Here is a 21,866-nt window from a genome sequence, read left to right as displayed (position 1 = left end):
AGCAACCGATATATTGTTTTACGGAATTATGAAAACAGCACCTATGCAGCCCAAATCAATAATTCAATAACTCAGTAATTCAATAATTAAGCATGGCTATACATAAAGAAAAAATAAACCCAGAGGATGACCTTGGCTTCGGCACACAGCCAGTGGTAAAAAGCCAGCCGGTTATTAATAAAGATGGATCTATTAACGTAAGGCGTACTGGCTTGCCGCGTTTTTCTACAGCCAATAATTACCACTCGCTTATTACCATGAGCTGGCGCAAGTTTTGGGTAATTGTTTTTAGCTGTTATTTTATAGCCAATATCATATTTGCCTGCATCTACATTTCATTGGGTACTGATGTGCTTGATGGCCGGAGTGGCAACACTGTATTCGACCGTTTTATGGATGCCTTCTTTTTTTCGGCCCAAACTATTTCGACCGTTGGTTATGGGCACATCAGTCCGAAGGGAATGGCTGCAAACAGTGTGGCGGCTTTAGAATCGATGATGGGCTTATTAGCCTTTGCCTTAGCTACAGGTTTATTATACGGGCGCTTCTCCAGGCCGTCGGCCAAGATATTGTACAGTGATAAGGTATTAGTTGCTCCTTATCGGGATAAGGGTTGGGGCTTAATGTTCAGACTGGCCAATTTAAGGCGCAACATATTGATAGACCTCGAGATTGAGGTTGTATTTGGCTATAACGAAGAAGTGAACGGCAAGGTGATCCGCAAGTTTTTTCAACTGGAACTGGAACGAAAGTTTGTGAGCATTTTGACTGTAAACTGGACGGTGGTGCACCCACTTGATGAAAACAGCCCGTTAAAAGACATGACCCAGGAGGAACTGGAAGCCAAACAGGCCAGTTTATCCGTCATCCTAAAAACCTTTGACGATACCTTTTCACAAACCGTACACTCCCGCACCTCCTATATCTATTCGGACGTGGTTTGGGGCGCCAAATTTGTGCCTGTATTTCATCGTGACGAAGATGGACAAGCTATTTTGGATATGAGTAAAATAAGCACTTATGAAATTGTTCATTAGTTCACTGGTTCATTAGTTCATTGGTGCCTGTCAGCTGGCTATTTAAAAAAGTTTTTTAAACAAACTTATCAAACATAAAAGACCAATGAACCAGTGCACTAATGAACCAATGAACTATCTTAAAAGCGGATTCTTCTCCTTTGCAAACACATTGTAAACCATCTTATCTAAAAAGGCTGGCAGCAGTTTACTAAGCAATACGGTAAGTTTGCCCTGCAGGGTCAACACCAGTGTGCGCGAGCGGTTTTCAATACCATCTACAATTACCTTGGCTACCTGGTCGGCAGTCATCATTTTATCTTCTTCCAGGGTGCTTTCGCGCTGCTCTACCCCTTCTTTATTAAGCGCAGTATTGCGGATGTTTGATGCAGTAAAGCCCGGACAAGCGGTTAACACGTGTACACCGGTTTTCAGATTTTCAACCCGCAAAGCATCCAAAAAACCATTCATGGCAAACTTTGAGGCAGAATATCCCGCGCGGCCGGGCAGGCCTTTATAGCCCGCTATAGATGATACACCTACTATGCTGCCTTTGGTTTTGGTAATTTCGGGCAGCGCGTATTTGGTACAATATACCGTACCCCAAAAGTTAACATCCATTAATGATTTGAGTACCTTCAAATCAACATCTTTAAACAACGCCCGCATAGATATGCCTGCATTGTTTATCAACACATCAATTTTACCAAAGGTGATGAGCGTTTGTTTAATTAATTGAGCGCAATCGTCTTCGATAGTTACATCGCATTGTACAGCCAGGGCTTTGGTTTGGTAACGCCTTTCAATATCCTGGGTTATTACGCAAAGGGTTACATATTGGCGGGCTGCCAAAACCACAGTTGCACCGCGTTTGGCACATTCAATAGCTAACGATTTTCCGATGCCGGATGATGCCCCGGTTATTACTATAACTTTATCATTTAACTTCATAAGTTGAAGGGAATAGCTGCGGCAAACCCTCCACTTTAATTTCGGGTACCTTAAATAAATATTTGGCGGCGAAGATAATCATCGCACCATAAAATTCCTTAAGATAATCCCAGCTAAATTTCACATTATTACGGCTGTTGAAGTTAATAATATACGTTTTGGGAAAGTAATAATTTTTAAACCCGGCAAGCCTGATGCGGTAACTCAGATCGATATCATATCCATAGGTATGAAAACGTTCATCAAACAGCCCGGCTTTATCAATAGCCTCTTTACGCATCAGCATAAAAGCGCCGTTCAGCACATCGGTTTCCGAAGTTTGAAACTCCTCCACCCAATCTTTACGTTGTACATCGGTAAGGCGCGATTTGGAAAAATATTTGGCAAGGCCTGTCAGTTTAAAAAACACTGCCCAAGACTCGGTAAACCCATGTTTTGATTCGGCAAGGAAACGACCGTCAGGCGTTATCATTCGTACACCCATCCCTCCGGCATCCAAATGTGTATCCATAAATTCCAGCGCCTTTTCAAAAGTCTTTTTGCCTGTAATTGTATCCGCACTGACTACTAAAACATACTCTCCGGTAGTTTCTTTAATTCCCTGGTTATAAGCTTTTGCCAGTCCCTGGTTACTGGTGTTGGCAATCACTTTAACATCAGGAAACTCACCGCTTAGCATCTCTACAGATTTGTCTGCCGAGGCGTTATCCACCACAAAAACCTCGTAATTAATGCCCACAGCGGCCCTTATTACCGAATTAAGCGCTATCCTGAGCATATCACAGGTATTGTAATTTACAACGATGACAGATAGTTTCATACCTTACTTTGACAATGAATTTTCATACGGAACACGTGTAGCGATAGACCGCCCGAGGGTGATCTCATCTACGTACTCCAATTCACCTCCAAAGGCTATGCCACGGGCTATGGTTGATATGGTAATGTTGAAAGATTTTATGCGCTTGTTTAAATAAAACAAAGTGGTATCGCCTTCCATGGTAGCGCTAAGGGCAAAAATGATCTCTTTGGCTTCGTTTTCCTTCAGGCGTTCAACCAGGGTATCAACCTGCAAATCCGATGGCCCTACCCCATCCATTGGCGATATTAAGCCACCCAATACATGATATACGCCATTGTACTGGTTGGTATTTTCAATAGCCATTACATCGCGGGTATCCTCAACCACGCAAATAAGGCTGCGGTCGCGTTTATGCGATGAGCAAATCTCGCATACGGCATGGTCTGATATGTTGTGGCAAACCGAGCAAAACATAATCTCGTTACGCAGCTTGCTCACAGTGTTGCTAAATCGTTCAACATCCTGTTTATCCTGGTTTAGCAAATGCAGCACCAGCCTCAGAGCGGTTTTTTGACCCACCCCCGGCAATTTGGCAAATTCGGCTACAGCATTTTCCAGTAATTTGGACGAAAAATTCATTTTGCGAAGTTAAGGAATAAGTCGGGAAGTTGGGAGAGTTCGGAAAGTCGGGAAGTCCGAAAGATTAAAGTTTGTATTTTGAGAATTTCTTCTGTGTTATGCAATTTACTTTCCGACTTCAGGGCCTTTTCCCACTTTCGGTCTTGCGGACTTTCCGTCTTCCGGACTTTCGGACTAAAGTTTGTAAATAGTTAATTTGTTCTGTACTTTGCAACTCAATTCGGACTTTACGGATCTTTCCGGGCTTTCGGAGCTACTTCCGGACTTTCGGACTTCCCAACTTCCAGACTAATAAAACATCTATGTCGCCAGGAGTACTATTATCATTTATTATCGGTTATTTTTTGGTGTTGCTGGTTATATCCTGGCTTACATCCCGCAAAGCTTCAGATAATGATACTTTTTTTGTTGCCAACCGCAACTCTAAATGGTACCTGGTGGCCTTCGGGATGATCGGCACCGCTCTTAGCGGGGTTACCTTTATTTCGGTGCCGGGCAAAGTTGGCGCCCCCTCCGGCGATCAGTTTTCTTACTTTCAATTTGTGCTGGGCAACGCCGCCGGCTTTCTCATCATCGCTACCGTATTGCTGCCGCTTTATTACCGGTTAAAACTTACCTCAATATACAGTTATATCGAGGGCGCTTTAGGCACATGGAGCTATAAAACCGCTGCCGGAATATTCCTCATCAGCAGGGTTATCGGTTCATCCTTCCGGTTGTACCTGGTGGTTATTGTTTTACAGAAATTTATTTTTGATAGTTACCATATTCCTTTTGCCGTTACAGTGCTCATTTGTTTAGTGCTTATCTGGTCTTACACGTTTAAAGGAGGATTAAAAACCATTATTATTACCGATAGCCTGCAAACTTTTTTCCTTGTGTTATCGGTATTTCTATCTATATACTTCATTTGCAGTAGCCTGCACCTGAATATTATTGAGGCTGCCGATGCCATTAAAAACAGTAGTTATGCCAAAATATTTTTCTTTAATGATTTCCTGAGCAGCAAATTCCATTTTACCAAAGCGTTTTTAGGTGGCATATTTATAACCATTGGCATGGTGGGCCTTGACCAGGACCTGATGCAAAAAAACCTGAGCCTTAAAAACATTAAGGAAGCCCAGAAAAACATGTTCAGTTTTACCGGGGTATTTGTCGTAATCAATATATTCTTTTTAAGCGTAGGCGCCCTGTTGTGGATGTATGCCGGCAAATATGGCATCCATGTGGATAAAACCGACTACCTGTACCCTACCATCGCCCTGCAACATTTGGGCATTGTACCGGCCATGGTTTTCATGCTGGGCCTTACAGCGGCAACCTTTGCTACCACCGATTCGGCGCTTACAGCGCTTACAACCTCTTTTTGTGTAGATTTTTTAGGCTTTAACAAAAGCACCGATCTTAATAGCAAAAAAAAGGTAGGCACACGCCATACGGTACATATTGCTTTTTCGGGGCTGATGTTTTTAACCATTGTGATATTTAACGCTATTAACAACGATGCGGTGGTAAGCGCCATATTTACTGTTGCATCGTACACGTACGGGCCATTGCTGGGGCTTTATTCCTTTGGTTTGTTTGTAAGTAACAGGCAGGTAAGGGACAAGCTGGTTCCGTTTATTTGTGTTGCATCGCCCGCTATATGCTACTTTTTAAATGCCGAATCAAAATCACTTTTGGGTGGATATGTTTTTAGCAATGAACTCATCATTGTTAACGGATTAATTACCTTTGTCGGCTTGTTGCTGAGCTCAAGTCCGAAAGACAGGAATTCGGGAACTCCGAAAGTCGTAGCTGGGTAAAAGAGAATCAACAACAAAACATAATTAACAAATTTGATGTACTAACAATACTTCCGGATTTCCCGACTTTCGGACTTCCGGGCTACTAAAACAAAGGATATGACCGGAGATGATAAAATAAGACAAGCATTTGAAAACAAAAACTGGCAGGAAATAAAGGTTACGGATTCCTGGCAGATATTTAAAATAATGGCCGAATTTGTTGACGGCTTTGAAAAACTGGCCAAAATTGGCCCATGCGTATCCATATTCGGATCGGCACGTACCCATAACGATAACAAGTATTACCAATTGGCCGAAGGGGCTGCCCGCCTGCTTACCGAGCATGGCTATGGTGTAATATCGGGCGGCGGACCAGGTATCATGGAGGCAGCCAACAAAGGCGCGTACGAAGCGGGGGGCAAATCGGTAGGTTTAAATATCGAACTGCCGTTTGAGCAGTTCCACAATAAATATATTGATAGGGATAAGATCATGGAGTTTGATTACTTTTTTATCCGCAAGGTGATGTTTATGAAATACTCGCAAGGCTTCATTATTTTGCCCGGCGGTTTTGGAACAATGGATGAGTCCTTCGAGGCCATGACGTTGATCCAAACCGGTAAAATTGCGCGGTTCCCTATTATTTTTGTGGGTGTTGATTACTGGAAAGGCTTGTTTAGCTGGATAGAAGAAAAAATGCTGGCCGATCAGCACAACATCAACCCAGATGACCTGATGCTTTACCGCGTAGTTGATACCGCCGAAGAGGCAGTTGATCATATTACCCGTTTCTACAACAAATATGTGTTGAAGCCGAATTTTTAAGGATATATTAATCATTAGACTAAATGTCATTTCGAACGAGCAGGTGCAGGGAAAAAGCGGGGTGCGAGGAGAAATCCTATACACACTGCATTCCAATGGACTTGTCGTGATGCAGTGTGTATAGGATTTCTCCTCACCCCAACGCTTAAATCCACCTCTGATTCGTTCGAAATGACAACCGGGTAAAATACAAAATGCCACCCTAAACAAGGTGGCATTTTGTATTTAGTCACTTAAAGATTGCTTATTCCTCGTAAGTCTAAGAATCCTACTTCATACTTTCCTTAGTCACTACACTTGCAGCAGCTGCAGGCTCTTTAGCCATATCAATCATGGCGGTAACTTCATCAACCAATCCATCAGTCGAGCCGTCAAATCCAACAACTTTAAAGCGGATATTACCATTTTTGTCGATAATAAACTTGGTAGGGATACCATCAACCCCAAATTGCGATACCACCTTTGATTGGCGGCCATCGGCCCCTTTTTCGTCCATCAGCACATAAAAACTGTACTTTTTATCAGCAATAAATTTCTTTACACCGTCGGCATAGTTATCGCCGTTTTCCCATGTATCAACAAATAAAAATTTCACATCTGCATCGTCCTTAAAATTATTTACAGCAGTTTGCATACCAGGGAACGATGCTTTACAAGGGCCGCACCAGGTTGCCCAAAAATCAACAATAACCACTTTGCCTTTCAGGCTGGCCAGTGATACGGTGTTGCCTTCAAAATCTTTTAAAGCAAAGGGTAATGCGGGCTGGTTAATCATTTGTTTGGCCAGTTCGACACGTTTTTTATTCCGGGCAAAATTGATAAGGGAAGCAAGGTATTCATCGTAACCTGCCTGGCTGCCTTTCAACTTCATATAATCGGTTTTTAACTCATTTTTTAAAACATCTGATCCCTTGCCGGCTTTTAAAGCGCCTTCAATTACTTGTTGCGATTCGGCATATTTACCAAGGGCATTCAGTATCAACACGTAATGCTCATTTATTTCGGGATCATTATAGGTGTTGGTTGCATACACTGCTTTTTGATATTTGTAGGCTTCATCGTACTTCTTCTCCTTGTATAAAATAAAGGCGTAGGTATCTGCATAATTATCATATGATTCCTGGCTACGTTTAGCCACAGCTTTTGGCGATGCATAAGCCCCGGCTACGGGGTTCTTCACCCCTTCGGCCATGATATCTAATGATCGTTTGGATAATTTTTCTGCTTCGCCCAGTTTATCACCGGCCTTGCCCCACTCGTAAGCAGTATTATTATACTCTTGTGCCAAAACAGTTTTGTTTTTCACAAGTGCGGCATACTTGTTAAAGGATTCCATATCTCCTTTTTTAAGATAACCGGAGGCCAACTGAGTTCTTACAAAATCAAGCGCCGGAATTTTATCTTCTGGCCTGGGCGGATATTTGGCGATATAGGCATTGTAAGCCGAATCCTTTTTGCCCAGATCGGCTATTTTGTAAACCTCTACGGCAGCGTCATTTTTTGCTGTTGTACCTTCGGGGAATCGTTTTTTGATCACTGCCACCATCGAATCGGCCGATGCCGACTGCTTTGTCCAGTTGAGCATGTTTGTCGCCAGCACCAGGTCTTTCTCGTCATCGCTTTTCTCCAGCGTTTTTATTTTGGCGTTTACCAAAACAACAGTTTGCGGATCTTTTTTCTTAGCCAGTATAGAATAATATTGGATATTAAAAAGACGCTCGCCTTTAGGATACACCTCATCTTCTTTTTTAAACAATTCAAGGGCCTTATCATTATCGGCTTTTATACCGCCAAATCGCGCGCCAACGCCGCTGCTTAAAACAAACGCTTCGGCTTCATAAGCACCTTGCACGGGCTTTCCGTTTTGATAAACAGAAAACAGGTATCCTTTATCGGCATTGTTGTCAACAGCCTCGCCACTGTACAGCTTTACAAAAAAGGCCTTTGCAGATGCAGGCACGGTAAAATCGCCGGTTAGCAAAGCGCCGCTGGTTTTTAGGGTTACATCGGCAACAGGGTTATCCTTGCCATCAATAAAATAAACTTCGGCTGCGATATCCTTCTTCCCGTCAACCGGCGTCCCGGCAGGGTTATAGGTTAATTTTATTTTCTCGGCGACTGCGGGAAACCGGGCCGATAAAGTAAGGTGACTGTTTTGCGCATAAATGTTTTGCAGCGCCAGTATGGCAGGCAAAACCAGCAGCAGTTTGCGATATTTCATAGGTAATTATTTTACCCCTAAAATAATACTATTATTTACCAAAAAAGAAGCGGTTAACATTTATTAACTACAAGTAACATTCATTATAGTATCAAATTACACTTATAATGTTGACTATAAATAACTCAGCCACCATTTTTCTTTATGCGCCTGTTTGTATGTATCATACCGTTTGCACAACGGATACAGGCCTACAACAATAACTATCCAAACCAGGTACGCAACCGGCAACGAAAACCCGTAGCCTTTAAGCGATGTGGTAAACCATATTGGCTGATCAAGTATCCAGATTTTCCAGTTTTGTCCTGGCGTAAGGGCGGATGCAACAAGGGCTATAAGGTGAATAATGTAGATATGGATAAGATAGTAAAACATAGGTACCCTTCCGTACACAGATACTACCCTAACCACGGTATTCTGTAGCTTTTCTGTAAAGGCCAGGAATAGCAAAGCTGAACCCACTGTTAATAAAATATACAACAACGAAGGTGGATATTTATTGACTTTGATAAACGAAAGGAAGGTAAAAAACGCATCCTTCTGTACAGTCCATTTAACAGGATCGCCGTATACGTTAAGATACCTGATCACTACAAATAATACCAGGGAAGCGGCACCCATTATAAATAAAGTTTTCCTGCGTTTTTCCACGCTGTATTCCGGGGTAAACAATTGCCCCAGGCAATAGCCTAATGGCATAATTGCAACCAGCGGAATTATAGGATAACCTACTAAAAGTATTTCATGTCCCCAGAAAAACGGACGCTGATCATGAAGAAAAGCCCAGCCAAAACCGGCTATATTATTACCGGCCACATGCACGCCATCCAATAAATTATGGCCGAATATAACTGCAAGGCTAAGAACAAGAATAGCGGTTTTAGGCAAATGGATTAGTGCCGCAAGTACAATCATACTTATCCCCAGGGCCCATATGGTTATAAACAGCAACATCGGGAAGGCGATATTAAAGTTCCAGCCGAAATTGACTACCACCAGCTCCAGGAACACCAACCAAAGGCCACGTTTTACCAGGAAAACAGATAGCTCATTCTTTGTTTTCTTGCGGCTCATTAAAAATGCCGAGGTGCCTGCCAGCAGCATGAAAATGGGCGCGCAAAAATGGGTTATCCAACGGGTAAAAAACAACACACCGGATGTTTTATCTAAATCAAGCGGATCAAATAAAAACGAGCCTTTATACAGGTAATCGCGCACGTGGTCAAGCGCCATAATGATCATGATGGTGCCACGAAGAAAATCAATCGATGTTATCCTGTTTTTAAGTGTTGTTGCCATTTCAATTGTTAAGTGTTCAGGCCGATCTGTTGGGTTATCGGGCTTTAGGTTGCTTTTGATGGATATTACGCTGCAAATTGCCTATTTTTTTTAAATTTTCGGAGTAAAAAACAATGAGGCAACGATTTTAGACATTCAAATGATTTTTAAAGTTAATATCCGCCGATAACATTTTATCATTATTTTGCGGTTTATGGATAAACCTGCCAAACTTAAGCCACAGGCCGCATTGGGCTTTATTTTTGTTACCATGCTGATAGATGTTATCGGCTTTGGTATCATTATACCCGTAATGCCTAAACTGATAGAGAAATTAATACATGGCACCGTTAGCCAGGCATCGTTATATTCGGGGCTTATGCTGCTGGCCTATTCGGTAATGCAATTCCTGTTTTCGCCGGTGATTGGCAACCTGAGCGATAAATATGGCCGCCGGCCGGTGTTATTATCATCCCTGTTAGGATTCGGCGTCGATTATCTATTCCTCGCATTTGCACCATCAGTAGGCTGGCTGTTTGTTGGCCGCACTATAGCTGGTATAACGGGCGCAAGTTTTACAACCGCTTCTGCTTATATCGCTGATATCAGCACTCCCGAAAAACGCGCACAAAACTTCGGGATGATAGGGGTTGCTTTCGGCATCGGCTTTATTATTGGCCCGGTGCTGGGCGGTATTTTAGGAAAATGGAATGTTCATTATCCATTTTTTGCGGCCGCTGGCTTGGCCTTATTAAATGCAGCTTATGGCTTCTTTATCTTGCCAGAGTCGCTGTCGTTAGACCACCGCCGACCCTTTGACTGGAAACGCGCCAATCCATTGGGGTCATTATTACAGCTCAAAAAATATCCATCAGTAATTGGCCTCGCCGCTTCGTTGTTCCTGGTGTATTTTGCTGCACAATCTGTACAAAGCGTATGGACGTTTTATACCATCCTGAAATTTAATTGGAGCGAAGATATAGTAGGCTATTCATTAGGGTTTATTGGCTTGATGATAGCCATGGTTCAGGGTGGCTTAATACGGGTAACATTACCCAAGCTGGGTTTGGAACGCAGTATATGGATGGGCCTTTTGCTGTACAGCACCGGGTTGATACTATTTGCAATTGCCACCCATACCTGGATGATGTTTGCTTTTATGATTCCTTATGCCCTGGGCGGTATTGCGGGTCCCGCTTTACAGGGCTTGATGAGTAACCAGGTACCCGCCAATGAGCAGGGCGAACTACAAGGCGGCCTAACCAGCCTCATGAGTTTAAGCTCGATATTTGGCCCATGGATAATGACCACCTTGTTTTACTATTTTACCAATTTCAAAAACCACCTGTATTTACCCGGAGCTCCGTTTATTTTGGGGGCCATACTGATGCTTTTGGCTGCATTGCTGGCTATCAGGAGTTTTAAAAAGAAGTAAAAACAAGCTGGCGATATCATTTTACGGCCTTAATTTTCCGTCTCACTATTGTATTATTAATAAACAACAATGGCTTATATTATGGTAGATATAGAAAGTGATGGCCCAATTCCGGGCGGCTTTTCTATGATCTCTTTCGGCGCTGTGCTTGTACAGTATGGCCTCGACAAAACTTTTTACGGACAACTAAAATCGATATCTGAAAATTATATTCCCGAAGCCCTGGCTGTTTCGGGCCATACGCGCGAAGAGGTTTTATCATTCGACGACCCGGCTACGGTTATGGCCAATTTTGCAACCTGGATAAAAACTGTTTGTAAAGATCAGCCCATTTTCATTAGCGACAATAACGGGTTCGATTGGATGTTCATCTGCTGGTATTTCCATCACTTTACAGGTAAAAACCCGTTTGGATTCAGTTCGCAAAACCTGGGCAGCCTGTATAAAGGCATGGTTAAAGATATGTTCAAAAACTTTAAACACCTGCGCAAAACAGCACATACCCATCACCCGGTTGACGATGCAAAAGGAAACGCCGAGGCCTTGCTCACCTTAAAACGCGAACACGAATTAAAGATCAAATTATAGATAAAATAAAAGGATAGGTTATATATTCGCCAAAATTAATATCTTCAAAACTTTTACAGCGAATAAACCTTTATCAAATTAATGACTAAAAAACCTCAAAAGAAGCAGTCGGCAGCGCTGGGCTTTATATTTGTTACGCTGTTTATTGATGTGCTTGGTTTAGCGGTTACTATCCCGGTAATGCCCAAACTGCTCGAAAACCTGGGGCATGTTGATGTAAGCACCGCCGCGCAGTACAGTGGTTACTTAACTTTCACCTACGCTTCCATGCAATTCCTTTTCTCGTCGGTTGTAGGTAACCTTAGCGATAGGTACGGCCGCCGGCCCATCCTGCTTAGTTCATTACTTGGTTTTGGGATAGATTATATTTTTATGGCCTTTGCCCCTACCATAGCCTGGCTTTTTGTTGGCCGCGTTATAGCTGGCATCACCGGCGCCAGCACCAGTACAGCAACAGCCTACATTGCCGATGTAAGCACCGGCAAAAACCGCGCGGCAAATTTTGGACTGGTAGGCGCTGCATCGGGTGTGGGTTTTATTGTAGGCCTGGCTATGGGTAGCTTCCTGGGCGAGATTAGTGTGAGGCTGCCATTTATGGCTGCAGCTGCCTTTGCCCTGGTTAATGCGGCATACGGCTACTTTGTACTCCCAGAATCATTAGCGCCTGAAAACCGCCGTAAATTTGACTGGAAAAAATCGAACCCAATAAGCTCATTACGCAGCCTTAACCGCTATCCTGCCCTTGGTGGCCTGGTTGGTGCATTCGCGCTGGTTTATGTGGCCCAAAAGGCTGTAGAATATGTTCTGGCCTTCTTTTTAATTGAAAAGTTTCAGTGGAGCCAAATCAGTATTGGTTACCTGGGGGTGTTTATTGGTGTTGTGCTGGTTGCTATACAGGGCGGCCTTATCAGGTATACCATCCCTAAGTTCGGCCAGGAAAAAAATATTGTGGCAGGCCTGTTGTTTTACGCCCTTGGCCTGGTGCTTATTGCCTTTGCCAGCCACGGCTGGATGGTTTATGTTTATATGGTGCCTTACTGCCTGGGCGGAATTTCGGGACCAGCCTTACAAGGGTTAATTACCGGTACAGTATCGGCAAAAGAACAGGGCGAACTGCAAGGCTCTTTAACCAGCTTAACCAGTGTGGCCGTTATTATAGGCCCGCTGCTGATGAGTTCGGTTTTCCACTTGTTTACACATAAAGATACCACTGCTTATTTCCCGGGTGCACCTTATATATTGGGTGCGGTACTAATGCTCACCAGTACTTTCCTGGCCGTAAAAAGTTTTAAAAAGGTACCCGTTCCCAAAAAAGCAAAAGCAGTTTAATGTGATATACCCTGAGCAGTTAGTTGAAAGTTTTAGCAGGGCAAACCAATGTAAATTGGGTTAACATAACTTAACACATTTTAAGCAATATCATTTATAAATACCTAACAATCAATAATTTGCCGTTTTTACATGGTTAACATAAAACTGATGTGTTACTCGATTTAAGCGTATACGGTTATTGGTGCCTGCTGTTGGTATTGCGAAATATTTAGATGCGTTTGCCCTGTAAGTTCAAAGTCGGAATTTGTCATCCTTTGACTTAGAACATAGCGCTTTCGGCTAAATCCTATTTGTCATTTCAGGATCGATGCAACGTTAATGATCTAAACCGCTTACGCCGCCCGATATTACAAATTTCATCATATCGGCAGCGCTTTTATCAATGGGCTTTACTTTACCGGCATCTATGATAATAACCTGCCCGGCAAACGAGTATGAGTAAGGAAAATACACGGCAACTTCGCCGGGCAGTCCTAAAACAGCGAGATCTTTTTGAACAAGAAACCCAATTTTTTTCAGCCCAAACTCATTTACCTCTACCAAAACCGGTTCGTTAAACTTTTTTTCCTCGCCAACAAAAGCCTCGGTAAGGTCTTTTATAGATGAATACAAGAACGCGAAGATGGGTAAACGGTTAAACCAGCGCTTAAACCAGCGTTTTATCGGGTCGGTTATTACATTGGTAACTAAAATACCCGCTATCATGATCACCACAATCACGTTTAATATCCCAAGGCCTGGGATATAAAGATGCTTGCCAGTTTTATCAACCAGCAGGTCACTTAAATTCAGCGCTTTATCAATTGTTGATACGCCCCAGTACATCAAAAAAATTGCCGCGCCTATAGGTACTACTACCAACAGCCCTTTTGCAAAATACCTGATTAAAACCCGCGCAAAATTGTTCATAAGCCCCTAAAATTTCTACTCGTAAAAATACACCCTTTTTACCCGCTGTGAAACATTAGTTAATATTTCATAGGGAATGGTGCCTATCTGGGCGGCCAACTCCTCAATCCGCTGGTGCTGTTCGTCAAATATAACTACCTCGTCGCCCTCGTTTACGTCAAGGCCGCTTACATCCAGCATACACATATCCATGGTGATGTTACCCACCGTTGGTACCAGGGTTCCTTTTACCAGCATTTTGCCTACACCATTGCCAAATGCCCGCAAATAACCATCGGCATAACCAATACGTACGGTGGCAATTTTGCCGTCTTTGGCCAGTTTACCGCTACGGCTATAACTGATGGTTTCTCCTGCTTTTATTTTTTTTACCTGTGCCACACTTGTTTTTAAGCTGGCAATGGGCTGCAGCGCCCTGTTTGATGCAGGTACTGCCGAATCAATGCCGTATAAGCCAATACCCAGCCGCACCATATCATATTGCGCCGATGGCCACCGGATGATCCCCGCCGTATTGCACAGGTGTTTAATAACGGTATAACCCAATGAGCGTTCAATCTCCGTAAATGCTTTTTCAAAACGCTTTATCTGTGTTTTGGTAAACTCATCATGTTTACTGGCCTCACTTGCTGCCAGGTGCGAAAAAACAGATTGAACACGAACGAATCGGTTTGCCTCCAGCATATCGCACAGGGTATCAATTTCGTGATTTTCGAAGCCCAGCCTGTGCATCCCTGTGTCTATTTTGATGTTTACACGATAGCTTGATATGTTGCGCCCCTTCGCATAATTCACAAAATCATCCAGCAAACCAAAACTATAAATTACCGGCTCCAGTTTGTACTCTGTCAGCTTATCAAATGCCGATGCTTCTGGGTTCAGCACCATGATAGGCAGGTTAATACCTGCCTGCCTTAACGCGGCCCCCTCATCAATATAGGCAACCGCCAGGTAATCTACCTTATTGTATTGCAGCATATTGGCTACCTCAAAAGTGCCGCTTCCATAACTGAAGGCCTTCACCATGGCCATCACCTTTACGCCGGGTTTCAGTTTAGATTTATAAAAATCAAGATTACTCAATAAGGTATTCAGGTTGATCTCTAAAATTGTTTCGTGGGCCTTTTGGGCCAGCGCGCGGCTTATACGTTCAAATTCAAAACTACGCGAGCCTTTGATCAGGATGGTTTCATCTTTAAAGTCAAGCTGCTTCAGGTGCTGCAGCATGGCGGCAGTATCATTAAAAAAATGATGTTCCGCTACGTTGAAGTATTCCCGGTGGCTTAACAGGGCATCGCCAACGCCTATGAATTTATCTACCTTTTTACCGGTTACCAAATCGGCTACCTGCTGATAAAGCACATCCTGGGGAAGCCCCGACTGGTAGATATCCGACAGAATCAATGTTTTTTTCTGATGTTGATTTTGCTGGCCTAAAAAGTTGAGCGCTATCTCCAATGATTGCAGATCGGAGTTGTAAGAGTCGTCAATCACCGAACAATTGTTTATGCCATTTTTTAATTCAAGGCGCATGCTCACCGGCACCAGGCGTTCAATACGTTTATCAGCCTCAACAGCGCTATATCCAAGGGCCAGCATAGTTGCCCAGCAAACAATAGCATTTTCTATCGATGCTTCGTCGGTAAAGGGCACCAGGCATTCAATTTCCTGTTTTTGGTAATAAGCACGCAGGTAATAATTTTTGGCGATCACCGTGCCGCTAAAAACATACAAGTGGGCCTGGCTAAATTTGCGGCTCCAGGTAAACGTTTCTTTGGCCGGCACATCTGCTCTAAAATCTATCAGCAAATCGTAATTGCAAATCAGTTTTTGGCTGTTTTTAAATAATTTAAACTTCTCCAACACCTTCTCTCTCTTGCTGGCAAAACCTTCGTCATGCGCGGTACCTATGTGGGTAAGCACGCCTACCTGGGGCTTAATAATAGCCTCCAGCTTTTCCATTTCATTAATGGTTGATATACCGGCTTCAAAAATGCCCATATCATTACGGCTGTTTATTTGCCAAACCGAAAGCGGTACCCCTATTTGCGAGTTATAACTTTTAGGGTTACGAACAATATTTTTATCGGCTGCAAGCAGCTGGTATAGCCATTCCTTTACAATGGTTTTACCATTACTACCTGTTATGCCAATTACCTGCAGGTTAAACCGGTCACGGTGATAGGCCGCTAAAGCCTGCAACGCCGCAAGAGGATCGGCCACTATTAAAAAATTGGCTTCGGGTAAGTTAAATTCGGGGCCATACTCTACCACAAAATTACGTACGCCTGCTGCATAAGCGCCGGCAACAAACTCGTGCCCGTTACGCCTGCCGCTCAGGGCAAAAAACAAACCTTCGGCAGCATTATTTAAGCGGCGGCTATCGGTAAACAGCGCGCAGATGATGTATTCTTTTACAATGTTGCCACCCGCATTAATGATCTGTTTAACTTCGGTTATCTGGTACTGGTTGTTAAGCATGGTACGAATTTGGGCATATTAATTTAACTATAGCATATTTTTTGACGAATTTTGACAGCCAATGGATGGCCCTAAAAAAATTAAAATAACCGACCCTAAAATAGCCCTGGCCAAGGCCGAAAGTTATTGCGCCTACCAGGAACGATCGCAACAAGAGGTGCGCGACAAGCTTTATGATTGGGGCTTATGGCCCGATGCCATTGAGCAGGTAATAAGCGAACTGATACAAGGCAACTTTTTAAACGAAGAGCGCTTTGCCAAAGCCTACGCCAAAGGCAAGTTTAGCCAGAAAGCATGGGGCCGCATAAAAATAAAACAAGGCCTTAAACAGAAACGCGTGCCCGATGTACTGATAAAAAAAGCGCTGTTAACCATTGATGCCGATGATTATTTTACAGCCTTAACCAGGCTATTGGAAAAAAAAGCAGGCACCATAAGCGAAAAAAATGACCTGAAGCGCCGTTATAAGCTACAACAGTACGCTATGGGGCGCGGGTACGAGGCAGACCTGATTACAGATGTTTTGAAAGTCAACCACTTATAAACTATTTTAAAAAAAGTGAAATTTTCCCTTGCAGAACATCCAATTCTGTCTATATTTGCACTCCCGCAAACGAGATAGGCACACAGCTTACTTAAAGCAGGAGAATACCAATGCGAAAGTAGCTCAGTTGGTAGAGCACGACCTTGCCAAGGTCGGGGTCGCGAGTTCGAATCTCGTCTTTCGCTCAAAGCCCTTCCATCAAAAAGAAGGGTTTTATTTTTGAAGGTTAATCACCTGCTCAGATGGTGGAACTGGTAGACACGCAGGACTTAAAATCCTGTTCCCGTAAACGGAGTGCGGGTTCGATTCCCGCTCTGAGTACCTTGAAAATCAAGCGATTAGGTGAAAGACACTAATCGCTTTTTTGTTGCCCAAAATTTCTGGTCTAACATTGGTCGAACATTTGCAGGATGTTAGACCAATCAATTTTGTTCCCTCAATTATTCTCATAACTTTGTTGATAACTTAACCAAATCACGAGATGGATGTTATCTGCATAAGTGAGGATGCCTACTTTGATTTACTCAAGAGATCATATGAGTACATTAAAAGCCTGCATAATATCAAAGAAGAAAAATGGATATTGCCTGATAAGGCCATGGAAATACTTGGCGTAAAAACGACCAAACTTCAAGAGTTACGCGATACTGGCGAGATAGAAATCTCCCAACCATCCAAAAAAGTGATCCTTTATAACATTGATAGCATTCGCGAATATTTAAATAAACACGCCCGTAAAAGTTAGATCATGGCAACAGACGAACAAATCGCAGAGGCTTTTAATGCTGGTTATACCATGCAGAAGATTGATCCCGCTATGGTTGAAAAACTTCTTTCAACCAAAAATGATAGCGAGATTATGAATGCTATGGCACAGGGAGCCAAACAACTGGAACGGGAAAAGATTATCCATCAGCAGCAGGAAATTAAAGAGCGGAGCCAAATAAAAACTCACAAACGATAATAAAATGACAAATATTCATAAAACAATGTGTGAAGAATGTAATAAACTTGTTGGTGCAAGTCGTCATACCCAGCCGCATGGTGACCTTAAACTAACAAAGGAAAAACCTTTTAAATCTATGTTTGGTGACGTTAATGAATATTATTACACATGTAATGAATGTGGTACAGAATGGCTTCGTGAAAAAGGTTCTTATGGACAAGGCTGGCAGCGATAACAATGGCAATAAGTATTAGAACACATAAAATGCTATGGGGGCGTTCCGGTAATCGTTGCGCAATACCTGGTTGTAAAAGGGTGCTTTATGAAGATGAAACGCTAACAGACGATGCGGCATTGGTTGGTGAAGAAGCACATATCGTTGCCCGTAGTCAGGATGGGCCAAGAGGCGATTCTACGTTAACTGCCGATGAAAGAGACAAATACGACAATTTGGTTCTTCTATGTAGCATTCATCATAAAGTTGTCGATGATCAACCGTTTGAATATACAGTCGATAAACTTCATAAAATAAAAAGCGACCATCTTGAATGGGTAGAAAAAAATCTTAGTCCCGATGATGATAGGCAAAAAGATGATGAAGTATATGCAATGTATATCGATAAATGGATAGAACTTGCCGGAATCAATGAGTGGAAAGGTTGGACCTCGAACGTGTTTGGTGGTGGTGAACCACAAGTATTTGTAAGCAGATACAAAAAACTTAGGGATTTAAACGAATATCTGTTAGCCAGACACTGGCCAAAACGATATCCAAATTTGGAATTAGCATTTCAAAACTTCAGATTGATTTTGAATGAATTTCTAAATGTGTTTATAAAATACTCTCAAAAAATTGGCGAAGATGAAAACGCGCTTTATACAACTGAAAAAATTTATAAACAGCTACGCAAATGGGATGAGAAAGAATATGATAGATTATATAGAATATTCGAATATCAAGTAGATTTAGTACAAGATTTAGCCATTGAATTAACGAAGGCTGCAAATTATATTTGTACACAAATTAGAAAAAACGTTCTCCCCTCTTTCAGATTAGCCGAAGGTGTTTTGTTGATCGAAACGGGACCCGATATCAATTTTAGTTGGACTACAGTTAGACTTGAATATCCATCAAACGATTTTGATGAAATTCGTTACAAAGGTTTGAGGCATTTGATGGAAGACAGAAGTAATTGGAATTACCATTTTGGGAATGGAATAAGCGAAAGCTATTTTCCGATTAATTATAATGAGGATTAATTAGGTAATGAAATTATGGCTTGATTATCCACATCCGGTTTGGGAATATTTTGTAATTAGATAGCCGTCATCCAAATTAGTAATAAAAAACCGCCATTCGAGGGCGGTTTTTTACTTAGCGGGTCACGATAAATTGAGATTATGCATGTGCCAAGCATTCACATCTTTGAAATTTTCATAGATGCTATTCATTGGCTTGTGTATAAGATCATCTTCCGTTTTAAAAAAAGCCGCTAATACTTCTGTAGCCTTTTGCCCAGATAGATCATTATCAAGCCATGTAGCAGCTTTTTTATAACCGTACCCCTTGATATATGGCGTGGCAAATTTCAGACAGGACAGCGAGTTTAAAATAATGACATCATGTTCATGTTGTTTTTTTATCGTCAGGTAAGTGAGATAATCAAACATCCCCTCAAACAAATGTATATCGTCAGGTTTAGGTTTAGTGCCACGGATAAATGTTATATGCTTCTTGCCAGCACAGCCCTTGAAATAAGGATTGCGTATTTCATATCCGTTTTCCTCATTTTTAAGGCCAAGTGCATAAAATTTCTTATCCGTTTTTTTGTTTGTCAGGGAGAGTTGTTTCAGATGACTTTTTGCAAGTTTAAAATCAATCCCGCGCCTCTCGATATAATTGATAAGCCCTCTATGCTTTATTGGTTCAACTGAATTACGGATAAGCGATTTATCCGTTTCCGTATTCCCTGCAACATCATGTGGCACAAAGGCAATATAAGCCGTATTGCCCACCATGTTATTAATCCAACGCAGCGCATCGGGAATAGAATCATTAACTTCACATAGGTTGAGGTAGGCACGGACAAAATCAATTGTATCGCCGCCTATGCCCTCTCCGAAATCATGCCAACGGTTAGTTTTATAGAGTACCTGAAAACTCGCTGTTTTCTCTTGCCTTAACGGCGAACGATACCAGGCCTCTTTTTCTGAATATTTGACAGGATGACAATTGATTTTTTCCAGAATTGAAGACATAGGAATGCATTTAGCTTGTTCAATATTCATGAGCAATCTCCGTAAAAATTTTATTGGAATGGCAAAATTATTGGTGGAGGCTGGGTTAACTTGGTTGAATAACAACAAGTGACTGGTCAAGAAATCTGTCCAGTTCAGAACGGCGATACCGAACGGATCGACCGATTTTAATCGGATTAAGGTTGTAACGCTTGGTGCAGGCCCATACAGCCAGGGTATTGGGTGCCATATCAAGATAACGGGCGGCTTCTTTTCGGGTTAGTAATGGGTCAGGATTTAGCTTTTCAATCATTCATTGTCCTTGGTTGGTGGTAAAAAAAGGGGGCGCACTATAGAGGAATTTAGTCCTATTGTCAAGGCAGTTTTTATTATGTCAGAGATAGCGACCTTGCTGGGCCGCTATCCTGATTTATCAACGATGCATTGTTATGCTGATTGCAAAGCCAACATCATGTCAGTTGCTTTATTAACGGATGCGCGTACCGCATCCATATTTAGCCTGGCATAAATCTGCGTTGAATGTGTCGATCTATGCCCAAGGCTCTTGCCAATAATTTGCAAGCTGGTTCCTGACAAAGCCTGATAGCTACCAAATGTGCGGCGCAGATCATGAATACGAACATCCATTAAAGTCGATGTGGCATATTCTTTTTGTTCCTGTAGATAAGCAGTGGCTTGCGCCTTTATTGCTCTCCATTTTAATTCAAGATTTAATATATGCTTTTCAGGCTTTGTTTTATGCGGAAAAACCCATATCGAGGATGAAGCTTGCAAGCGGTTGCGCAACAGTGTCAAAGCTGTTTCAGTAAGAGGCACGATTACAGGGTCGCCATTTTTAGTATCAGGAATGCGCCATTCAGCCATTTCCCAATTAAGCTGATCCCAACGCATCATTACTGTATTGGTTCTACGCGCACCAGTCAGCAACAGGATCAAAAAATAATCCCGTAAGGTATCATCATTCTGATCTTTAATTGCTTGGATAAGATGAGGCATCTCTCCGGGCTGGATGAAGCGGTCACGGGACTTTTCTTTATGCTTCTTAATGCCTGCTGCTGGATTTGTACCTTGCCAACCCCACTCTATCGCTTTATTAAACACAGCTTTCACACGTCTTAGTATGGTATTAGCCATGTGTTTGCCGTTTTCCGCAGAAATCGTTTCCCATAGACGCTGAATATCATTTTTATCAATCGCAGAGATCTTTTTGTGAAATAACTTCGTACAAAGTCGGCTTATATCTTGCTGATCTGAAAGCCACGTTTTTTTGTAAAGCTTGCTATAGCGGGTCATATACTCTTCAAAAAGCTCTTTAAACGTTTGCTCGTTTCGGCGGCGCTGTCGCTCCGCTTGGGGATTTTCCCCCATTGCAATTTGTCCGAGTAATATCTTTGCTTTTTTTCTGGCATTTTCCACCGACAAATCCGGGTATTTACCAAGAAGAATTTTGGCGCTTCGCCCCTCTATTTTTTTAACTAAGTAAAAGGATGTAGCCCCGCTGGTTTGAATAACGAAGGCTAAGCCTCTTACTTGGCTATCATAATGGTATGTTCTCTTGCCATTGGTCGGGCGTGGGATTAAGTCCAAAACAGTTTTGGTGAAATTTATTGCAGTTGTCATTGTTGTACCTTTCTCTGGTTGAGCGGTTACACCATGGTTCATCGTTGACGAGTAAAACCGGGCTATTAGTGACAATAGCGATAAATTCTCCTGATCGTTTTAAATTCTTGATTTATTAAGCACAATTAACGAGGATCAAACTTCGTAAACATGTGTCAATTACTCAATCAGCCTTCTCTCAAAGAAAATATAATGAATATCCGGTTGATTTTATAATTGTTAAATCAATCACT

Annotated in this window: 21 protein-coding genes and 2 tRNA genes; 13 read left to right on the top strand and 10 right to left on the bottom strand. The window is 42.3% G+C overall.

Features of this window, described 5'->3' with window-relative positions:
- Positions 1-92 precede the first annotated feature (92 nt).
- On the top strand, positions 93-1,037 hold the full coding sequence (locus FSB76_RS26710; protein ID WP_147058891.1) for an ion channel: 945 nt from the start codon (positions 93-95) through the stop codon (positions 1,035-1,037).
- Positions 1,038-1,151: 114 nt separating this feature from the next.
- On the opposite strand, the gene FSB76_RS26705 is transcribed toward FSB76_RS26710, so the two are convergent.
- Genes FSB76_RS26705 through recR form a run of 3 tightly spaced genes read right to left on the bottom strand, consistent with a single transcriptional unit; the run spans position 1,152 to position 3,408 of the window.
- Complete coding sequence (locus tag FSB76_RS26705; protein WP_147058889.1) at positions 1,152-1,967, bottom strand: SDR family oxidoreductase; 816 nt, start codon at positions 1,965-1,967, stop codon at positions 1,152-1,154.
- Entirely contained in the window at positions 1,954-2,787 is an 834-nt protein-coding gene (locus FSB76_RS26700; protein WP_147058887.1) for a glycosyltransferase family 2 protein, read from the bottom strand. Before FSB76_RS26700 ends, FSB76_RS26705 begins: the two co-directional genes overlap by 14 nt.
- Positions 2,788-2,790: 3 nt before the next feature.
- Positions 2,791-3,408 carry a recombination mediator RecR gene (gene recR, locus FSB76_RS26695; protein WP_147058885.1) on the bottom strand — a complete coding sequence of 206 codons (618 nt, stop codon included), beginning with the start codon at positions 3,406-3,408 and terminating at the stop codon, positions 2,791-2,793.
- 302 nt (positions 3,409-3,710) lie between these two features.
- Between recR and FSB76_RS26690 the strand changes: the two genes are divergently transcribed.
- Together FSB76_RS26690 and FSB76_RS26685 are read left to right on the top strand one after the other, a co-directional pair.
- Positions 3,711-5,213, top strand: coding sequence for a sodium:solute symporter (locus tag FSB76_RS26690; RefSeq protein WP_147058883.1), 1,503 nt, complete (start codon positions 3,711-3,713; stop codon positions 5,211-5,213).
- Between the two features lie 99 nt (positions 5,214-5,312).
- Positions 5,313-6,020, top strand: a complete 708-nt coding sequence (locus tag FSB76_RS26685; RefSeq protein WP_147058881.1) for an LOG family protein — start codon at positions 5,313-5,315, stop codon at positions 6,018-6,020.
- A 268-nt stretch (positions 6,021-6,288) separates the two neighbouring features.
- Here the strand turns inward: FSB76_RS26685 and FSB76_RS26680 are convergent, their stop codons facing one another.
- Positions 6,289-8,241: a redoxin domain-containing protein gene (locus tag FSB76_RS26680; protein ID WP_147058879.1), complete on the bottom strand. Its 1,953-nt coding sequence runs from the start codon at positions 8,239-8,241 to the stop codon at positions 6,289-6,291.
- Positions 8,242-8,355: 114 nt separating this feature from the next.
- Positions 8,356-9,540: a DUF1624 domain-containing protein gene (locus tag FSB76_RS26675; RefSeq protein WP_147058877.1), complete on the bottom strand. Its 1,185-nt coding sequence runs from the start codon at positions 9,538-9,540 to the stop codon at positions 8,356-8,358.
- A 193-nt stretch (positions 9,541-9,733) separates the two neighbouring features.
- On the opposite strand from FSB76_RS26675, the gene FSB76_RS26670 reads away from it, so the two are divergent.
- The 3 genes from FSB76_RS26670 to FSB76_RS26660 all read left to right on the top strand — a co-directional run bounded on the left by FSB76_RS26670 (position 9,734) and on the right by FSB76_RS26660 (position 12,871).
- Positions 9,734-10,954 carry a TCR/Tet family MFS transporter gene (locus FSB76_RS26670; protein ID WP_147058875.1) on the top strand — a complete coding sequence of 407 codons (1,221 nt, stop codon included), beginning with the start codon at positions 9,734-9,736 and terminating at the stop codon, positions 10,952-10,954.
- 69 nt (positions 10,955-11,023) lie between these two features.
- Complete coding sequence (locus FSB76_RS26665; protein ID WP_147058873.1) at positions 11,024-11,542, top strand: 3'-5' exonuclease family protein; 519 nt, start codon at positions 11,024-11,026, stop codon at positions 11,540-11,542.
- An 81-nt stretch (positions 11,543-11,623) separates the two neighbouring features.
- Positions 11,624-12,871: a TCR/Tet family MFS transporter gene (locus FSB76_RS26660; RefSeq protein ID WP_147058871.1), complete on the top strand. Its 1,248-nt coding sequence runs from the start codon at positions 11,624-11,626 to the stop codon at positions 12,869-12,871.
- Positions 12,872-13,189: 318 nt separating this feature from the next.
- Here FSB76_RS26660 and FSB76_RS26655 read toward each other — a convergent pair whose 3' ends face one another.
- Together FSB76_RS26655 and FSB76_RS26650 are read right to left on the bottom strand one after the other, a co-directional pair.
- Entirely contained in the window at positions 13,190-13,783 is a 594-nt protein-coding gene (locus FSB76_RS26655; protein WP_147058869.1) for a DUF502 domain-containing protein, read from the bottom strand.
- Positions 13,784-13,798: 15 nt separating this feature from the next.
- Complete coding sequence (locus FSB76_RS26650; protein WP_147058867.1) at positions 13,799-16,264, bottom strand: bifunctional UDP-N-acetylmuramoyl-tripeptide:D-alanyl-D-alanine ligase/alanine racemase; 2,466 nt, start codon at positions 16,262-16,264, stop codon at positions 13,799-13,801.
- A gap of 61 nt (positions 16,265-16,325) precedes the next feature.
- Between FSB76_RS26650 and FSB76_RS26645 the strand changes: the two genes are divergently transcribed.
- The 7 genes from FSB76_RS26645 (at position 16,326) to FSB76_RS26615 (ending at position 19,014) form a co-directional block, all read left to right on the top strand.
- Complete coding sequence (locus FSB76_RS26645; RefSeq protein WP_147058865.1) at positions 16,326-16,808, top strand: regulatory protein RecX; 483 nt, start codon at positions 16,326-16,328, stop codon at positions 16,806-16,808.
- Positions 16,809-16,920: 112 nt separating this feature from the next.
- A tRNA-Gly gene (locus FSB76_RS26640) sits at positions 16,921-16,993 on the top strand.
- Positions 16,994-17,044: 51 nt separating this feature from the next.
- A tRNA-Leu gene (locus tag FSB76_RS26635) sits at positions 17,045-17,129 on the top strand.
- A 160-nt stretch (positions 17,130-17,289) separates the two neighbouring features.
- Positions 17,290-17,553 carry a helix-turn-helix domain-containing protein gene (locus FSB76_RS26630; protein ID WP_147058863.1) on the top strand — a complete coding sequence of 88 codons (264 nt, stop codon included), beginning with the start codon at positions 17,290-17,292 and terminating at the stop codon, positions 17,551-17,553.
- A 3-nt stretch (positions 17,554-17,556) separates the two neighbouring features.
- Entirely contained in the window at positions 17,557-17,772 is a 216-nt protein-coding gene (locus FSB76_RS26625) for a hypothetical protein (protein ID WP_147058861.1), read from the top strand.
- A gap of 4 nt (positions 17,773-17,776) precedes the next feature.
- Positions 17,777-17,989: a hypothetical protein gene (locus tag FSB76_RS26620; RefSeq protein WP_147058859.1), complete on the top strand. Its 213-nt coding sequence runs from the start codon at positions 17,777-17,779 to the stop codon at positions 17,987-17,989.
- Positions 17,990-17,991: 2 nt separating this feature from the next.
- Positions 17,992-19,014, top strand: a complete 1,023-nt coding sequence (locus FSB76_RS26615; protein WP_147058857.1) for an HNH endonuclease — start codon at positions 17,992-17,994, stop codon at positions 19,012-19,014.
- A 123-nt stretch (positions 19,015-19,137) separates the two neighbouring features.
- Here the strand turns inward: FSB76_RS26615 and FSB76_RS26610 are convergent, their stop codons facing one another.
- The 3 genes from FSB76_RS26610 to FSB76_RS26600 all read right to left on the bottom strand — a co-directional run bounded on the left by FSB76_RS26610 (position 19,138) and on the right by FSB76_RS26600 (position 21,633).
- Entirely contained in the window at positions 19,138-20,043 is a 906-nt protein-coding gene (locus FSB76_RS26610) for a toprim domain-containing protein (RefSeq protein ID WP_147058855.1), read from the bottom strand.
- Positions 20,044-20,098: 55 nt separating this feature from the next.
- Positions 20,099-20,305, bottom strand: coding sequence for a helix-turn-helix domain-containing protein (locus tag FSB76_RS26605; protein ID WP_147058853.1), 207 nt, complete (start codon positions 20,303-20,305; stop codon positions 20,099-20,101).
- 134 nt (positions 20,306-20,439) lie between these two features.
- The gene (locus FSB76_RS26600; RefSeq protein ID WP_158642993.1) at positions 20,440-21,633 is read right to left on the bottom strand and encodes a tyrosine-type recombinase/integrase; all 1,194 of its coding nucleotides are present in this window, start codon (positions 21,631-21,633) and stop codon (positions 20,440-20,442) included.
- Positions 21,634-21,866 lie beyond the last annotated feature (233 nt).

The sequence above is a fragment of the Mucilaginibacter ginsenosidivorax genome (assembly GCF_007971525.1).
GTDB lineage: Bacteria > Bacteroidota > Bacteroidia > Sphingobacteriales > Sphingobacteriaceae > Mucilaginibacter > Mucilaginibacter ginsenosidivorax.
This window is presented reverse-complemented; position numbering and strand designations above follow the sequence as displayed.

Excerpts from the sequence above, each read along its gene's own strand:
- FSB76_RS26710 (WP_147058891.1), top strand. The coding sequence starts at position 93 with ATGGCTATACATAAAGAAAAAATAAACCCAGAGGATGACCTTGGCTTC.
- FSB76_RS26705 (WP_147058889.1), bottom strand. The coding sequence starts at position 1,967 with ATGAAGTTAAATGATAAAGTTATAGTAATAACCGGGGCATCATCCGGC.
- FSB76_RS26700 (WP_147058887.1), bottom strand. The coding sequence starts at position 2,787 with ATGAAACTATCTGTCATCGTTGTAAATTACAATACCTGTGATATGCTC.
- recR (WP_147058885.1), bottom strand. The coding sequence starts at position 3,408 with ATGAATTTTTCGTCCAAATTACTGGAAAATGCTGTAGCCGAATTTGCC.
- FSB76_RS26690 (WP_147058883.1), top strand. The coding sequence starts at position 3,711 with ATGTCGCCAGGAGTACTATTATCATTTATTATCGGTTATTTTTTGGTG.
- FSB76_RS26685 (WP_147058881.1), top strand. The coding sequence starts at position 5,313 with ATGACCGGAGATGATAAAATAAGACAAGCATTTGAAAACAAAAACTGG.
- FSB76_RS26680 (WP_147058879.1), bottom strand. The coding sequence starts at position 8,241 with ATGAAATATCGCAAACTGCTGCTGGTTTTGCCTGCCATACTGGCGCTG.
- FSB76_RS26675 (WP_147058877.1), bottom strand. The coding sequence starts at position 9,540 with ATGGCAACAACACTTAAAAACAGGATAACATCGATTGATTTTCTTCGT.
- FSB76_RS26670 (WP_147058875.1), top strand. The coding sequence starts at position 9,734 with ATGGATAAACCTGCCAAACTTAAGCCACAGGCCGCATTGGGCTTTATT.
- FSB76_RS26665 (WP_147058873.1), top strand. The coding sequence starts at position 11,024 with ATGGCTTATATTATGGTAGATATAGAAAGTGATGGCCCAATTCCGGGC.
- FSB76_RS26660 (WP_147058871.1), top strand. The coding sequence starts at position 11,624 with ATGACTAAAAAACCTCAAAAGAAGCAGTCGGCAGCGCTGGGCTTTATA.
- FSB76_RS26655 (WP_147058869.1), bottom strand. The coding sequence starts at position 13,783 with ATGAACAATTTTGCGCGGGTTTTAATCAGGTATTTTGCAAAAGGGCTG.
- FSB76_RS26650 (WP_147058867.1), bottom strand. The coding sequence starts at position 16,264 with ATGCTTAACAACCAGTACCAGATAACCGAAGTTAAACAGATCATTAAT.
- FSB76_RS26645 (WP_147058865.1), top strand. The coding sequence starts at position 16,326 with ATGGATGGCCCTAAAAAAATTAAAATAACCGACCCTAAAATAGCCCTG.
- FSB76_RS26630 (WP_147058863.1), top strand. The coding sequence starts at position 17,290 with ATGGATGTTATCTGCATAAGTGAGGATGCCTACTTTGATTTACTCAAG.
- FSB76_RS26625 (WP_147058861.1), top strand. The coding sequence starts at position 17,557 with ATGGCAACAGACGAACAAATCGCAGAGGCTTTTAATGCTGGTTATACC.
- FSB76_RS26620 (WP_147058859.1), top strand. The coding sequence starts at position 17,777 with ATGACAAATATTCATAAAACAATGTGTGAAGAATGTAATAAACTTGTT.
- FSB76_RS26615 (WP_147058857.1), top strand. The coding sequence starts at position 17,992 with ATGGCAATAAGTATTAGAACACATAAAATGCTATGGGGGCGTTCCGGT.
- FSB76_RS26610 (WP_147058855.1), bottom strand. The coding sequence starts at position 20,043 with ATGAATATTGAACAAGCTAAATGCATTCCTATGTCTTCAATTCTGGAA.
- FSB76_RS26605 (WP_147058853.1), bottom strand. The coding sequence starts at position 20,305 with ATGATTGAAAAGCTAAATCCTGACCCATTACTAACCCGAAAAGAAGCC.
- FSB76_RS26600 (WP_158642993.1), bottom strand. The coding sequence starts at position 21,633 with ATGACAACTGCAATAAATTTCACCAAAACTGTTTTGGACTTAATCCCA.